This window comes from Kitasatospora kazusensis (genome assembly GCF_039529945.1).
Classification (GTDB): Bacteria; Actinomycetota; Actinomycetes; order Streptomycetales; family Streptomycetaceae; genus Kitasatospora; species Kitasatospora kazusensis.
Map to the genome: position 1 here is coordinate 1 of NZ_BAAANT010000037.1, position 14,219 is coordinate 14,219.

The window sequence follows — 14,219 nt, forward strand, 5'->3', positions numbered from 1 at the left end:
TGATCAGGCCGCTGGAGCTGATCGACAGGCCGGTGGGCAGGCCGGTGGCCGAGTAGGTCAGGGTCTGGCCGGAGGCCGAGTCACTGCCGCTGACCTGCAGGCTGACCGCACCGCCGGTGGTGGTGCTCTGGTTGCCGGGGCTGTTCACCGTGACGGTGTTGCCGGTGCTGCCGCCGCTCTTGAAGGCGGTGGTGCCGTTCGGGGTGCCCAGGCCGGTCGGGCCGTCGTAGCCGGCGCCCGCGGTGCAGAGGTAGGACGGCGAGCAGCTGCCGTTGTTGCCGCTGGTCACGTCGTTCAGCGCGGAGGTGTGCGCGTAGGGGTAGGAGGCCGGGTAGTCCGAGGCGCCGGGGGTGCCGGCGTCGGCGTAGACCGAGGCGATGATCGGGGACGAGGCGCTGGTGCCGCCGTAGACCGCCCAGCCGGAGCCGCCGTAGGTCTGGTAGACCGCCACGCCGGTGGCCGGGTCGGCGACGGCGGAGACGTCGGAGATGGTGCGCTTGGCGCAGCCGGTGTCCTTCTGCCAGGTCGGCTTGGCGTCGTACGCCGAGCAGCCCGAGCCGGTGCCCTCCGTGCTGGAGGTGCTCCAGACCGTCTCGCCCCAGCCACGGGAGCTGGAGTTGCGGGTCAGTGCGGTGCCGCCGACCGAGGTGACGTACTTGGACGCGGCCGGGTACTCGGCGCCGTAGGCGGAGTCACCGGCGGAGACGGTGATCGCCACGCCCGGGTGGTTGAAGTAGCTGGTGTCCGAGGAGGTGTCGGTGCTGTCCTCGGAGCCGCCGTAGCTGTTGGAGACGTACTTGGCGCCCTGGGAGACGGCCTGGTTGACCGCGGTGCCCAGGTCGCTCATGTTCGCCGAGGTGGCCTCGACCAGCAGGATGTGCGCGTTGGGGGCGACGGCGCTGACCATGTCGAGGTCGAGCGAGATCTCACCCGCCCAGCCGGTGTCGGAGGTGGGGTAGCTGGTGCCGCCGTTCTGGTCGATCTTCTTGAAGCACCCGTTGGCCGTGGTGCAGGCCGGCAGGCCGTACTGGCTGCGGTAGGTGGCGAGGTCCGACTCCGCGTTGGGGTCGTCCTGGGCGTCCACGATGGCGACCGTGGCGCCGGAGCCGCCGCTGCTCGACAGCGCGTAGGCGCTCTGCAGGTCGGAGGGCCCGAAGCCGGACGGCGTGGCGTTCGGCGACACCGCGCTGATGCTGAACGCGTGCGGCTGCTGGACGTCGGTGCGCACGAGTGCGTTGCAGGCCATCATGTGCGGTGCCGGCGGGGCCGAGCAGACCCGCTTCGCCTGGGCGTGCGTGGTCGCGGTGGTGGTGGCGCCTGCGGGAACCGCCGCCATCAGTCCGGCGGACACCAGGGCGGTGACGGACACGGTCGCGGTGACGGCTCTGCCGAGTCCGCGCCGGAGCGCGGTGGAAGAAGTGAACAACGAACAGCCCTCCCATGGGGGATGAGGACGGCACGGGGACAGGTCCCGGTGGGGGGTGTCCTGGGATCGCGCCGTACCGGGAACAGGGTGGTCGCGCGCTTGCTGAGCCCCACTGGATCCGGCGTCCCGTCCGCGGCGCGGCTCGGGCACCCGGGGCCCGGGGTTCCGGGGCGAGGCGGGGGTTCGGGTGGAGCGGAAACACGGATGTCATAGGCATGACATGGGGTGAGCACCGGCCACCCCCGGTGGGGCGTGGTGTCCGGTGCGACGAAGTTAGCGAAGGCTAAGCACAGCCCACAAGGGTGATGTGAACACGCGTTTTCACGCCCGGCACCGGCCGGGCCTCCGCACGGCGCGCGGCGCCGCGTTTGCGCAGATCAGCCAACTGTCCTGGTACGGAAGGGCGGAGGACGAAGTGCGGGTAAGGCTTTCGTAAAGCCCCGGCCGGACCGTCGAGCGCCCCGGGCGGCCCGCCGCGCGCCGCGGCGCGCACGCCGGAACCCGCCGGTCCCACCGCCCCTCCGGGGAAGGCCGATTGACTTCCCGTCGGCCCGGTTGCGGGGCAACTCATCTCGACCGCAGGTGAGTTAGGAGCCGATGCACCAGGCTACGAGCCCCGGAAGTCCGCCCCGGCCGCCACCCTGTCACCACCGGCCCGTCAGCGCCGACCCGGCACCGCCGCCGCTCGGCGCGAACGCCGCCGGGAACGCCGCCGCCCCGGGCCCGGCGGAGGGATCTCCGTCGGGCCCGGGGCGGTTCACCGCTCGGCGGGGCCGGTCAGGCCAGGCCAGCTCAGGTCAGCTCAACCGAGGAGCGCGAGCGCCTCGTTGAGGGTCTGCGACGGGCGCATGACGGCCGCCGCCTTCTCCACCACCGGCTGGTAGTAGCCGCCGATGTCGACCGGCGAGCCCTGGACGGCGATCAGCTCGGCGACGATCGTCTGCTCCTGCTCGGTCAGCGTCTTGGCGAGCTCCGCGAACGCCGTCGCGAGCTCCGCGTCGGCGGTCTGCTCGGCCAGCTCCTGGGCCCAGTACATCGCCAGGTAGAAGTGGCTGCCGCGGTTGTCGATACCGCCGAGGCGGCGGCTCGGCGACTTGTCCTGGTCGAGGAAGGTGCCGGTCGCCCGGTCCAGCGTGTCGGCCAGGACCTGGGCGCGGGCGTTGCCCGTGCTCTGCGCCAGGTGCTCGAAGCTGGCGGCCAGGGCGAAGAACTCGCCCAGGCTGTCCCAGCGCAGGTAGTTCTCCTTGACCAGCTGCTGGACGTGCTTGGGCGCGGAGCCGCCGGCGCCCGTCTCGAACAGGCCGCCGCCGTTGATCAGCGGAACGACGGACAGCATCTTGGCGCTGGTGCCGAGCTCCAGGATCGGGAACAGGTCCGTCAGGTAGTCGCGCAGCACGTTGCCGGTGACCGAGATGGTGTCCTCGCCACGGCGGATCCGCTCCAGCGAGAACGCCGTCGCCTGCTCCGGCGTCATGATCTCGATCTGCAGGCCCTCGGTGTCGTGCTCGGGCAGGTACGCCTTGACCTTGGCGATCAGGTTGGCGTCGTGCGCGCGGCTCTCGTCGAGCCAGAACACGGTCGGGCTGCCGGTGGCGCGGGCCCGGTTGACGGCCAGCTTGACCCAGTCGCGGATCGGCACGTCCTTGGTCTGGCACATCCGGAAGATGTCGCCGGCGCCGACCGGCTGCTCCAGCACCACGTTGCCGGCCGGGTCGACGACCCGGACGGTGCCGTCGGCGGCGATCTCGAAGGTCTTGTCGTGGCTGCCGTACTCCTCGGCCGCCTGCGCCATCAGGCCGACGTTCGGGACGGAGCCCATGGTCGCCGGGTCGAAGGCGCCGTGCGCGCGGCAGTCGTCGATGACGACCTGGTACACACCGGCGTAGCTGCTGTCCGGGATGACCGCGAGGGTGTCGCCCTCGTTGCCGTCCGGGCCCCACATGTGGCCGGAGGTGCGGATCATGGCCGGCATCGAGGCGTCGACGATGACGTCGCTCGGCACGTGCAGGTTGGTGATGCCGCGGTCCGAGTCGACCATCGCCAGGGCCGGGCCCTCGGCGAGCTCGGCCTCGAAGGAGGCCTTGATCGCCGCGCCGTCGGCCAGCGCGTCCAGGCCGCCCAGGATGCCGCCGAGGCCGTTGTTCGGGTTCAGGCCGGCCGCCGCGAGCACCTCGCCGTACTGGGCGAAGGTCTTCGGGAAGAAGGCCCGCACCACGTGGCCGAAGATGATCGGGTCGGAGACCTTCATCATGGTGGCCTTGAGGTGCACCGAGAACAGCACGCCCTCGGCCTTGGCCCGGGCGATCTGGGCCGCGAAGAACTCGCGCAGCGCCGCCACGTGCATCACCGAGGCGTCGACGACCTCACCGGCGATCACCGGGACGGACGGGCGCAGCACCGTGGTGGTGCCGTCGGCCGCGACCAGCTCGATCCGCAGCGAGGTGGCCTCGGCGATGACCGCCGAACGCTCGGTGGAGCGGAAGTCGTTCGCGTCCATGTGCGCGACATTGGTCTTCGAGTCCGCCGTCCACACGCCCATCCGGTGCGGGTGCTTCTTGGCGTAGTTCTTGACCGAGGCGGGGGCGCGGCGGTCGGAGTTGCCCTCGCGCAGCACCGGGTTCACGGCGCTGCCCTTGACCTTGTCGTACCGGGCGCGGACGTCCCGGTCCTCGTCGGTCTGCGGGTCGTCCGGGAAGTCCGGCAGCGCGTAGCCCTGCGCCTGAAGCTCGGTGATCGCGGCCTTGAGCTGCGGCACGGAGGCCGAGATGTTCGGCAGCTTGATGATGTTGGCCCCGGGCGTCTTGGCCAGCTCGCCGAGCTCGGCGAGGGCGTCGGCGATGCGCTGGCCCTCCTCCAGACGCTCCGGGAAGCTCGCGATGATGCGCCCGGCCAGCGAGATGTCGCGCGTCTGGACGCCGACACCGGCCGTCGAGGCGTACGCCTGGACCACCGGCAGGAACGAATACGTCGCCAGGGCCGGGGCTTCGTCGGTGTGCGTATAGATGATGGTCGAGTCAGTCACCGCATACTCCGCTTCACGTCTACAACGTCTTGATATCAAGATATCTCGTGATCGACCCTCCGCGACACCAGCCCCGGCCTCCGGCCGTGTCACACCCCGGCGAGCCCGGTCTCCAGACCGTCCAGCGCGTGCGAGCAGACGCAGTCCCGGGTGGCCGGCAGACCCTCCAACGCCTTGAACAGGACGGTACGCAGCCGGTCGACGTTGCGGGCGAAGACCTCCAGCACCTCGGCGTGGGTGACCCCCTCGCCGGCCTCGACACCCGCGTCGAGGTCGGTGACCAACGCCAACGACGTGTAGCAAAGCCCCAGTTCACGCGCGAGCACGGCCTCCGGATGCCCGGTCATCCCGACCACCGACCAGCCGTTGGCGGTGAACCAGCGGGACTCGGCCCGGGTCGAGAAGCGCGGACCCTCGATCACCACCAGGGTGCCACCGTCGACCGGCTCCCAGGCACAGTCCCGGGCGGCGGCGAGGGCGGCGCCGCGGCCGTCCGGGCAGTACGGGTCCGCCATCGAGACGTGCACCACCTGCGGGACGGCGCCGTCGGGCAGCGGCAGGCCGTCGTAGTAGGTCTGCACCCGGCCCGAGGTCCGGTCGACGAACTGGTCCGGGACGACCAGCGTGCCGGGCCCGTACTCCGCCCGCAGACCGCCCACCGCGCACGGGCCGAGCACCTGCCGCACCCCGAGCGAACGCAGCGCCCAGAGGTTGGCGCGGTAGTTGATCCGGTGCGGGGGCAGGCCGTGCCCACGGCCGTGCCGGGGCAGGAAGGCGACACTGCGGCCGGCCACCTCGCCGACGAAGAGCGAGTCACTGGGCGGGCCGTACGGGGTCCGGACGGCGACCTCGGTCACGTCGTCCAGCAACGCGTAGAGGCCGGAGCCGCCGATCACCCCGAGCTCGGCTCGGGGGGCGGTTCCGGTCGAGGAGGCAGCCAGCTGCGATCGAGTCATGCCCACCACCCTAGGAGCCGTGGTGGGATCCGTCCGCGAACTCCGCCTTACGATTCCCGGACACGAAGCCCGGAGCAACGGCGCCGCAGGGTTCACCAGGTGCTCACGGCCAACCCCAGGGGGCGCGGGAAACTGCGCGAAACGGGAGCAACGGTCCTGCGCCTTCCGCAGGGTTCACCAGGTGCTCACGGCCAACCCCCAGGGGGCGCGGGGAACTGCGCGAAACGGGAGTAACGGTCCAGTACCTTCCGCAGGGTTCACCAGGTGCTCACGGCCAACCCCAGGGGGCGCGGGGAACTGCGCGAAACGGGAGTAACGGTCCTGCGCCTTCCGCCCTCGCGCAGTTCCTCGCGCCCCCTGGGTAGTGCAACTGACGGCGAACTGCACAGCTTCCGGCTTCGCGCAGCGCCTCAGCGGGGAGGCGTGTCGCGGCGGACCTTGAGGGCCCAGAGGACGAGGGGGATCTGGAGGGGCAGGCGTCCGTAGGCCAGGGCCCGTTCGGGGGCGCTGCGGCCCTTCCAGTCGAGGGCCATCTTGACGTTGGCGGGGAAGACGGCGGCGAACAGGGTGGCGGCCGCGAGACCGCCCACGCGGCGGGTGGCGGGGACGGCGACGGCCGCCGCGACGGCGAGTTCGGCGGCGCCGCTCAGTTCCGTCCAGAGCCGGGGGCCGCCGGGGAGCTGTTCGGGGACGATCGCGTCGAAGAACTCCGGCTTGCGGAAGTGCATGACGCCCGCGGCGCCGAGCAGTGCGGCGAGTACGAGGGGTGCGCGGTGGCGGGACACGGTCGCTCCGTCCTGGTCCGGTCAGTGACGCGAGCGACCTTACTCGCCGGTAGCCGACGGGTACAGGCCGCTTCGGCGCCCCGGCCCGGCCCGGCGGCGTACAGTGGCCGTCCGCAGCGGGGACGGCAGGCGTGGCCGGAGGGTGGATTCATGCACCGGAGCAGGACGAGAACGACCGGCCATCAGGTCCTGGAGTGGCGGGTCAGGCCCGAGGCCCCGGTCGCGGCCGTCCTGGTGCTGCACGGCGGACAGGTCACGAGCGAGCGCAGCCCGGGGCCGGTGAACCTGCCCGGTCTGCGGATGCTCGGGTTCGTCCGGGCGATCGCCCGGGAGACGGCCGGCGCCCGGGTCGCGGTCGGCACGGTGCGCTACCGCTACCGGGGCTGGAACGGCAGCCGGGCGGACGCGGCCCGGGACACCGGCGCCGCCCTGAGCGATCTCGCCGAGGAGCTCGGCCACGTCCCGACCGTGCTGGTCGGGCACTCGATGGGCGGCCGGGCCGCACTGCGGACGGCCGGGCACCCCAGTGTCACCGGCGTCATCGCGCTGGCCCCCTGGTGCCCCGACGGCGAGCCGTACGCCCAGCTGAAGGGCTCCACGCTGCTCACCCTGCACGGCGACCGCGACCGGGTGACCGACCCCGAGGCCACCCGCCGGTTCGCCGCGCAGGCCCGGACGGCGGGCGCCCGGGTCGCCGGGTACACCGTGTCCGGGGACGGCCACGCGCTGCTCCGGCGCTCCGCGGACTGGCACCGGGCGACGGCCCGGCTGACCGGCGGCCTGCTCGGGCTGCGCCCGCTGCCCGCCGAGGTGGCGGCCGCCCTGGCACTCGGCGAGGCTGAGAGCGGCGGTCTGGACCTGCGGCTGCCCGGGCGGCGGGAGGCCGACCGGGCCGCCCCCGTGCTTTCGGCCAGGGACTGACCAATCCGCTCGGCCTTCCGGTCCGAACATCCTGTATCACGGTCATTCCCGCGTGCCGGGCGGCTGTGTCGTCATGTTCCCCCTGGCAGGAGGCCCCGGATGCCCGTCACCCGAGAGCAGGGCCGGTCACCGGTCCTGCCACCACCAGCGCCTACGGCTACCGCCGGAGCCCGCTGTCCGGGGGTGGCACGGTGAGCGCCGTCGTCCACCTCGCCACCCCCGGGCGGCGCGGACCGGACCTGGAGGAGCTGGTCGCCAAGGTCGCGTTCGGCGACCAGGACGCCTTCGGGCACCTCTACGACGTGGTGGCCGGGCCGGTGCTCGGCCTGATCCGCCGGGTGCTGCGTGATCCGGCGCAGTCGGAGGAGGTGGCGCAGGAGGTGATGCTGGAGGTCTGGCGGACCGCCGCGCGCTACCGCCCCGAGCGGGGCGCGGTGATGGCCTGGGTGATGACCCTGGCGCACCGCCGCGCGGTCGACCGGGTGCGCAGCGCCCAGGCCGCCTCCGACCGCGAGCAGCGGGCCGCCGCCGAGTCGCACCTGCCCGCCTACGACGAAGTGGCGGAGCAGGTCGAGAACCGTCTGGAGCGGGAGCAGGTCCGCCGCTGCCTGAGCGGTCTGACCGAGATCCAGCGCGAGTCGGTCACTCTGGCGTACTACCGGGGATACTCCTACCGGGAGGTCGCCGAGCTGTTGGGGGTGCCGCTGGGCACCATCAAGACCCGGATGCGGGACGGCCTGATCCGGCTTCGGGACTGTCTGGGGGTGGGAACGTGATGACCGTCGCCGATCTGCACACGCTCACGGGCGCGTACGCCACACACTCGTTGTCCGAACAGGAACGGCAGGACTTCGAGCGGCACCTCGCCGCGTGCCCGGCCTGCACCCTGGAGGTGCAGGAGTTCAGCGCCGCGCTGGCCCGGCTCGGCTCCGCCGAGGCGCTGGTGGTGCCGGCCGAGCTCAAGTCCCGGGTGATGGCGGGGATCTCCTCCGTCCGGCAGCTGGCGCCCGGTGTGGCCGAGGAGGCCACTACTACCGCTCCCGGCCGTGGGAGGCTGCGCCGGTACCTGCCCCGGTTGGCGCTGGCCGCCTCCGTCGCGGTCGCCGCCCTGCTCGGCGGCGTCGCCGTCCAGCAGCACGGCCAGGCCGACCGGGCCCGCGCCACCGCCTCCCGGCTCGCCTCGCAGCAGGCCGCGTTCAGCAGCCTGCTGACCGCACCGGACGCCCGCACCACCACCGGCTCGGCCGGCTCCGGGGTCGGCACCGTGGTCTACTCGCAGAGCCGTGGCGAGGCGGGGTTCCTGGCCAGCAACCTGCCCACGCTGCCCTCCGACCGGACCTACCAGCTCTGGTACAACGACCACGGCACCATGCGCCCGGCCGGTCTGCTGCCCGCCTCCAACGGCTCGCTGCTGCTCACCGGCCGGATCGACGGGGCGGCGGGGATCGGGGTCACGGTCGAACCGGCCGGCGGCTCCCGTACGCCGAGCGCGGCACCGATGATGCTCCTGTCGTTCGCCTGACGGAGCGGGACAGACGGGCAACTGCGGGAGGCGGAAGGTACGGTGCCGTACCTTCCGCCTCCCGCGGTCGCGTGTAGGTCCCTCGGACCCGGCCCGGCGGTCTAACCGCGGGGTGGCCACGGGAAGAAGCCGCTGGTGCGGGCCCGGTACTCGGCCCAGCCCGGTTTGGTGGCGGACAGTTGGCGTTCCAGCAGCGGTTTGCCGCTCCCGTTGACCAGCAGGTAGCTCATCAGCAGCGGGCTGAGCACCGTCGCCCAGCCGATCGGCGAGTCGGCGGCGAGCAGGAACAGGCCCCACCAGACGCAGGCGTCGCCGAAGTAGTTGGGGTGGCGGGTGTAGCGCCAGAGGCCGCGGTCCATCACCTTGCCGTGGTTGGCCGGGTCGGCCTTGAAACGGCCGAGCTGCCGGTCCCCGACGCCCTCGAAGAACAGGCCTACCGCCCAGAGCGCCGTGCCCGCCCAGGCGAGCGGGCCGGGCGGGGAGGGCAGTTGCTGGGCGACCTGGACGGGCAGCGAGACGAACCAGAGGATCGCCGCCTGCAGCAGGTAGACCGTGCGCAGCGCGTAGGCGTCGCGCCGGCCGGCGGGCGCGCGGGAGAGCATCCGGTCGTAGCGCGGGTCCTCCGGCGCGCCGCGCGAGCGCCACCAGATGTGCGCCGACAGCCGCAGGCCCCAGAGCAGGACCAGGGCCGTCACCAGCGCCCGCCGGCCCGGGTCGCCGTGCCCGGCGGAGCAGGCCAGGCCGGTGAGCGCGACGGCCGTGAAGCCGAGCCCCCAGGCGACGTCCACTCCCCGGTGCCGCCCGGCCCGCACCCCGACCGCGAACGCCGCGAGCATCACCAGCAGCGCGGCGCCGGCGCCCGCCGCCAGGCCGGTCAGCAGCGCGCCGGTGTCGATGCCGCTCATCGGCCGTCCCCCGCCGGGCCGAAGGCCGGGTACCAGGCGTGCGGGGTGGCCGGGGCGCCGGCCGTGCCCTCCGCCGACGGGCGGACGCAGAGCAACTGGTCCACCCCCATCCGGCGTTCGGCGAAGGCGAGCGAGGCGCCGGCCAGGTAGAGCCGCCAGACCCGCACGGTCTGTTCGCCGACCAGTTCGGTGAAGTCCGGCGCGCGCCGCTCCAGGGTCCGGCGCCAGGCGTCGACCGTGCGCACGTAGTGCTCGCGCAGCGCCTCGACCTGGCGGACCTCCAGGCCGGCCCGCTCCAGCAGCGCCGCCGTCTCGCCGACCGGCCGCATGTGCATGTCCGGCGCGATGTACGTCTCGATGAACGCCCCGCCGCCCGGCGCCCGTTCGCCGCGCGACATCTGCTGGACGAGCAGCCGCCCCTGCGGGCGCAGCAGCCGGAAGAGCCGCCGCACGAACGCCGGGTAGAGCTCGTCGCCGACGTGCTCGCCCATCTCGACGCAGCTGATCGCGTCGTAGGGGCCGTCCGCGACCTCGCGGTAGTCCAGCAGCCGGATGTCCACCCGGTCGGCGAGCCCGGCTCCGGCGGCCCGCGCGGTGACGTACGCGTGCTGGCGGGCGGAGAGGGTCACGCCCGTGACGCGGACACCGTGGTACCGGGCGGCGTGCAGGGCGAGCGAGCCCCAGCCGCAGCCGACGTCCAGCAGGCGCATGCCGGGTTCGAGGCCCAACTTCCGGCAGATCAGGTCGAGTTTGGCGGCCTGGGCGTGGGCCAGGGTGCTCGCGCCCGGGGTCCAGTACGCACAGGAGTAGGCCATCGACGGGTCGAGCAGCAGGGCGTAGAACTCGTTGGAGAGGTCGTAGTGGTGGCTGATCGCGGCGCGGTCGCGGGCCCGGCTGTGCGGGCTTCCGGTCAGCGCGGCCCGGCCCGCCGGGGACGGCGGGCGGCGGGCGGCCGCGCCCAGGCGGACGGCGGTCGCCACCGCCCTGGCGCGGTCGGCGGGGCCGAGCGGGCGGCGGGCCGTCCGCTCGCGCTCGGGCCGTTCGATCCGGGCGAGCCCGGCACCGAGGTCGCCCTCGATGTCCAGCTCACCCGCGATGTAGGCCTCGGCGAGGCCGAGTTCGCCCGGGTACCAGAGCAGCCGGCGCAGCGCCCGGCTGCTGCGCAGCAGCACGGTGGGGGCGCCCTCGGGGCCCACCGTGCTGCCGTCCCAGGCCTTCAGGCGGATCGGCAGCGGGCGTCCGAGCAGCTGTTCCAGCAACGGGTACAGCGCGGCGGCGACGTCGGTGCGCGGGGCGGGCCGGGTGGCGGTCATCAGGACTCCCTCGTCAGCAGCACCTGCTGCACGTTCAGGTAACCCGTGCGGAAGCCCGCCTCGGAGTACGCGAGATACAGCTCCCACATCCGGTGGAAGACCTGGTCGAAGCCGAGCCCGGCCACCTCGCCGAGCCGGGCGGTGAAGCGCTCGCGCCAGAGCCGCAGGGTCTCCGCGTAGTGCGCGCCGTAGCAGTGCCGTTCACGCACCCGCAGGGCGGTGTGGGCGGCGGCGGTCTGCTCGATCGCCTCGGTGGAGAGCAGCAGGCCGCCGGGGAAGATGTACTTCAGGATCCAGGTGTAGGTGCGGGCCGAGGCCACCAGCCGGTCGTGCGGCATCGTGATCGCCTGCAGGGCGACCCTGCCGCCGGGGGCCAGTACCCGGTCCAGGGTCTGGAAGTAGACCGGCCAGTACGGCTGCCCGACGGCCTCGACCATCTCGACGCTGACCACGGCGTCGTACTCGCCGTCGGCGGCGCGGTAGTCGCAGAGCCGGATGTCCACCCGGTCGGCGTACCCGGCGGCGGCGACCCGGCGGCGGGCCAGCGTCAGCTGCTCCTCGGAGAGCGTGAGGCTGACCACCCGGGCGCCCCGGGTGGCGGCACGCAGTGCCAACTCGCCCCAGCCGGTGCCGATTTCCAGCACCCTGCTGCCGGGGCCGACGCCGGCCAGGTCGAGCAGCCGGTCGATCTTGCGGTGCTGGGCGTCCCGCAGGCCGTCCCAGCCGGCCACCGGGCGGCCGTCCGCGTCGGTCGGGAAGACCGCCGAGGAGTAGGTCATGGTCGGGTCGAGGAAGAGCTCGAAGAGGTCGTTCGACAGGTCGTAGTGCCGCTGGATGTTGCGCCGGGCGTTCTCGGGGGTGCCGTGCTCGGTCTTCGGCGGGTGCTGTGCGTGCCAGCGGCGCAGCCACTGGAGCCGCTCGGGGACGAGGGTCTGCGGGGAGGTGGCGAGCAGGGTGAGCAGCGCGGTCAGGTCGGGCGAGTCCCAGTCGCCCGCCTGGTAGGACTCGCCGAAGCCGATCAGGCCGCCCGCGCCGACCCGGCGGAAGAAGTCCCCGGGCCGGTTCAGCCGCAGCACGGGCGCGCCCTCGGCGGCGGCCACCAGGGCCCGGCCGCCGGGCAGTTCGACGTGCAGGCCGAGCCGGCGGGCGACCCGGCGGACCAGCCGCGCGGCGATCGCGGCGCGCACGGTGCCGCCCGGCACCCGGGCGACGTCGGGCCAGCGGACGGGGTCGACGGAGGGTTCGGCCTCGGCGCCGGGCCGGTCGGCGGGTGTCTCGGCCTCGGTGCGGGGCGGTCGGACGGTGTCGGTCACGGGAGGTGGGCCTTTTCCTGGAGGTTGCGGGGGCGGGGCTGCACGGGCAGGCCGCGCAGCAGGAGCCGGACGCCCTGCACCCGGATGTGCAGGCTCACGGCGGCGGTGGCGAACGGGTGGCGCAGCACCGCTCGCAGCAGGGCCGCCGGGCCCGCCGGGGTGCCGGTGCCGCGCACGGTGGCGGTGAACACCCGGCCGCCCTCGCGGGTCAGTTCGACGGTCAGGGCGAGGGTGCGGCCCGGTTCGTCGAGGGACATCCGGTAGCTGCCGTCGACGGGGAAGAACGGGGAGACGTAGAACTCCTTGGGCACCTCGCAGGTGCCGGGCGGGAGCAGGTAGCGGTGGTGCTCGCCGTAGGTGCTGTGCACCTCGGCGACGGTGCAGACCGGCGACCCGTCCGGGGCGTGGCACCAGTACAGGGTGAGCGGGTTGAACACGTGCCCGAAGGACCGGGCCTGGGCCAGCATCAGCACCTGCCCGCCGCCCAGGTCCACCCCCTGGCCGGCCAGGTAGGCGTCCAGGTTCTGCCGCAGGGTGCGGGCCGGGTCGCCGGGGTGGTCGCGGGCCTGGAAGCGGGCCAGCGGGCGGAGCGGGGCGGGCAGCCGGGGCAGCCGGTCCAGGTCCACCAGCCAGAGGTGGGTGCGGTGCCGGAACGCGTGGCGCAGCGGTGCGGTGCGGACGTGGCCGATCCGGCAGTCGTACAGCACCGCGCCCCAGCGGCCGGGCAGGGTCCGGTTCACCGCGCGACCACCCCCGCCAGCGCGCGGGCCGCCTCGACGCCGGAGCGGCAGCCGTCCTCGTGGAAGCCCCAGCCGTGGTAGGCGCCGGCGAAGGCCGTCCGGCCGGTGGTGAGTTCCGGCAGGCGGCGCTGGGCGGCGAGCATCTCCCGGGTGTAGACGGGGTGTTCGTAGACCATCCGGGCCACCACCCGGTCGGCGGGGACGGGGTGCGCCGGGTCCTCGTTCAGGGTGACCAGGTAGTCCTCGGCGGTGTCCAGCCGGAGCAGCCGGTTGAGGTGGTAGCTGACCCGGACGTGCTCGGAGCCGCCCTCGCACGAGGGCATCAGGTAGTTCCAGGAGGCCTTGGCCCAGGCCGAGCGCGGCAGCAGCGAGGCGTCCCGGTGCAGCACGGTGGGGTTGCGCGAGTACCGGATCGCGCCGAGCACCTCGCGTTCGGCGGCGGTCGGCTCGGCGAGCAGCCGCAGCGCCTGGTCGGGGTGGGTGGCGACCACCACGCCGTCGTAGGTCGCGCGCCGCCCGTCCTCGGTGACCACCTCGACCTCGTCCGGCCGGCGCAGCACGGTGCGGACGGGGGCGCCGCGGTGGACGGCGGTCAGCCGTTCGGCGATCCGCTCGACGTAGGTGCGGGAGCCGCCGACCACCGTGCGCCAGGCCGGCGAGCCGGTGACGCTGAGCAGGCCGTGGTTGTCGAGGAAGGCGAACAGGTACCGGGCGGGGTACTCCCCCGCCAGGTCCGGCGCGCAGGACCAGACGGCGGAGACCACCGGGGTCATGAAGTGCGCGACGAAGTACCGGGAGAAGCCGCCGTCCGCCAGGAACCGGGCGAGCGGGATCTCGTCCGCCGCCGGGTCGGTGCGGGCCAGCAACTGCCGGGCCCGGCGGTGGAACAGCGGCACCTCGGCGAGCATCCGCAGGTACCTGCCGCGCAGCGCGGCGGACGGCTGGGCGAGCAGCCCGGCCGGGCCGCGCGAGCCCGCGTACTCCAGCCCGCAGCCCAGGCAGCGGACGGACATGCTCATCTCGCTCTCCCGGGTGGCGATGCCGAGTTCGCCGAACAGCTCGACCAGGTGCGGGTAGGTGCGGCGGTTGTGCACCAGGAAGGCGGTGTCCAGGGGGACGGGGCGGCCGTCCGCACCGGTCGCCTCCTGGGTGTGGGCGTGGCCGCCGAGGCGCGTGTCGGCCTCGTAGAGGGTGACCGCCACTGCGTCCCGCTGCAGCCGGTACGCCGCGGTGAGACCCGCGACGCCGCTGCCGACCACGGCCACCCGCCGCACCGGGGGCCGTCCGGCGCGGCCGTCACGGCCTGCGGGCAGGAC

Annotated in this window: 12 protein-coding genes; 3 read left to right on the forward strand and 9 right to left on the reverse strand. The window is 73.8% G+C overall.

The features are described from left to right. The 4 genes from ABD330_RS25090 to ABD330_RS25105 all read right to left on the reverse strand — a co-directional run. A partial coding sequence (locus ABD330_RS25090) for a S53 family peptidase (RefSeq protein WP_344468297.1) occupies positions 1-1,336 on the reverse strand: 1,336 nt, incomplete at its 3' end. 892 nt (positions 1,337-2,228) lie between these two features. Further along, positions 2,229-4,448 (reverse strand): NADP-dependent isocitrate dehydrogenase, encoded by a 2,220-nt coding sequence (locus tag ABD330_RS25095; protein WP_344468250.1) that lies wholly within the window; start codon positions 4,446-4,448, stop codon positions 2,229-2,231. An 89-nt stretch (positions 4,449-4,537) separates the two neighbouring features. Continuing rightward, complete coding sequence (locus ABD330_RS25100; RefSeq protein WP_344468251.1) at positions 4,538-5,404, reverse strand: S-methyl-5'-thioadenosine phosphorylase; 867 nt, start codon at positions 5,402-5,404, stop codon at positions 4,538-4,540. 410 nt (positions 5,405-5,814) lie between these two features. Further along, a complete protein-coding gene (locus ABD330_RS25105) occupies positions 5,815-6,189 on the reverse strand; it encodes a DoxX family protein (RefSeq protein WP_344468252.1) in 375 nt (124 codons plus the stop codon). A gap of 150 nt (positions 6,190-6,339) precedes the next feature. On the opposite strand from ABD330_RS25105, the gene ABD330_RS25110 reads away from it, so the two are divergent. The 3 genes from ABD330_RS25110 to ABD330_RS25120 all read left to right on the forward strand — a co-directional run bounded on the left by ABD330_RS25110 (position 6,340) and on the right by ABD330_RS25120 (position 8,632). Then, a complete protein-coding gene (locus ABD330_RS25110) occupies positions 6,340-7,110 on the forward strand; it encodes an alpha/beta hydrolase (protein ID WP_344468253.1) in 771 nt (256 codons plus the stop codon). Positions 7,111-7,301: 191 nt separating this feature from the next. Continuing rightward, positions 7,302-7,886, forward strand: a complete 585-nt coding sequence (locus ABD330_RS25115; protein WP_344468254.1) for a sigma-70 family RNA polymerase sigma factor — start codon at positions 7,302-7,304, stop codon at positions 7,884-7,886. Further along, positions 7,886-8,632 carry an anti-sigma factor gene (locus tag ABD330_RS25120; RefSeq protein ID WP_344468255.1) on the forward strand — a complete coding sequence of 249 codons (747 nt, stop codon included), beginning with the start codon at positions 7,886-7,888 and terminating at the stop codon, positions 8,630-8,632. Before ABD330_RS25115 ends, ABD330_RS25120 begins: the two co-directional genes overlap by 1 nt. 101 nt (positions 8,633-8,733) lie before the next feature. Here the strand turns inward: ABD330_RS25120 and ABD330_RS25125 are convergent, their stop codons facing one another. The 5 genes from ABD330_RS25125 to ABD330_RS25145 are packed head-to-tail and all read right to left on the reverse strand — an operon-like array spanning position 8,734 to position 14,177. After that, positions 8,734-9,537, reverse strand: a complete 804-nt coding sequence (locus ABD330_RS25125) for a DUF1295 domain-containing protein (protein ID WP_344468256.1) — start codon at positions 9,535-9,537, stop codon at positions 8,734-8,736. Beyond that, positions 9,534-10,850 (reverse strand): class I SAM-dependent methyltransferase, encoded by a 1,317-nt coding sequence (locus ABD330_RS25130; protein WP_344468257.1) that lies wholly within the window; start codon positions 10,848-10,850, stop codon positions 9,534-9,536. Before ABD330_RS25130 ends, ABD330_RS25125 begins: the two co-directional genes overlap by 4 nt. Beyond that, the gene (locus ABD330_RS25135) at positions 10,850-12,163 is read right to left on the reverse strand and encodes a class I SAM-dependent methyltransferase (protein WP_344468258.1); all 1,314 of its coding nucleotides are present in this window, start codon (positions 12,161-12,163) and stop codon (positions 10,850-10,852) included. The genes ABD330_RS25130 and ABD330_RS25135 overlap by 1 nt, the downstream gene beginning before the upstream one ends. Continuing rightward, positions 12,160-12,903 (reverse strand): DUF1365 domain-containing protein, encoded by a 744-nt coding sequence (locus tag ABD330_RS25140; RefSeq protein ID WP_344468259.1) that lies wholly within the window; start codon positions 12,901-12,903, stop codon positions 12,160-12,162. The genes ABD330_RS25135 and ABD330_RS25140 overlap by 4 nt, the downstream gene beginning before the upstream one ends. After that, complete coding sequence (locus tag ABD330_RS25145; RefSeq protein ID WP_344468298.1) at positions 12,900-14,177, reverse strand: NAD(P)/FAD-dependent oxidoreductase; 1,278 nt, start codon at positions 14,175-14,177, stop codon at positions 12,900-12,902. The genes ABD330_RS25140 and ABD330_RS25145 overlap by 4 nt, the downstream gene beginning before the upstream one ends. Positions 14,178-14,219: the final 42 nt, after the last annotated feature.

Coding starts and splice junctions, on each gene's coding strand:
- ABD330_RS25120 (WP_344468255.1), top strand. CDS start 7,886: ATGACCGTCGCCGATCTGCACACGCTCACGGGCGCGTACGCCACACAC.
- ABD330_RS25100 (WP_344468251.1), bottom strand. CDS start 5,404: ATGACTCGATCGCAGCTGGCTGCCTCCTCGACCGGAACCGCCCCCCGA.
- ABD330_RS25130 (WP_344468257.1), bottom strand. CDS start 10,850: ATGACCGCCACCCGGCCCGCCCCGCGCACCGACGTCGCCGCCGCGCTG.
- ABD330_RS25110 (WP_344468253.1), top strand. CDS start 6,340: ATGCACCGGAGCAGGACGAGAACGACCGGCCATCAGGTCCTGGAGTGG.
- ABD330_RS25125 (WP_344468256.1), bottom strand. CDS start 9,537: ATGAGCGGCATCGACACCGGCGCGCTGCTGACCGGCCTGGCGGCGGGC.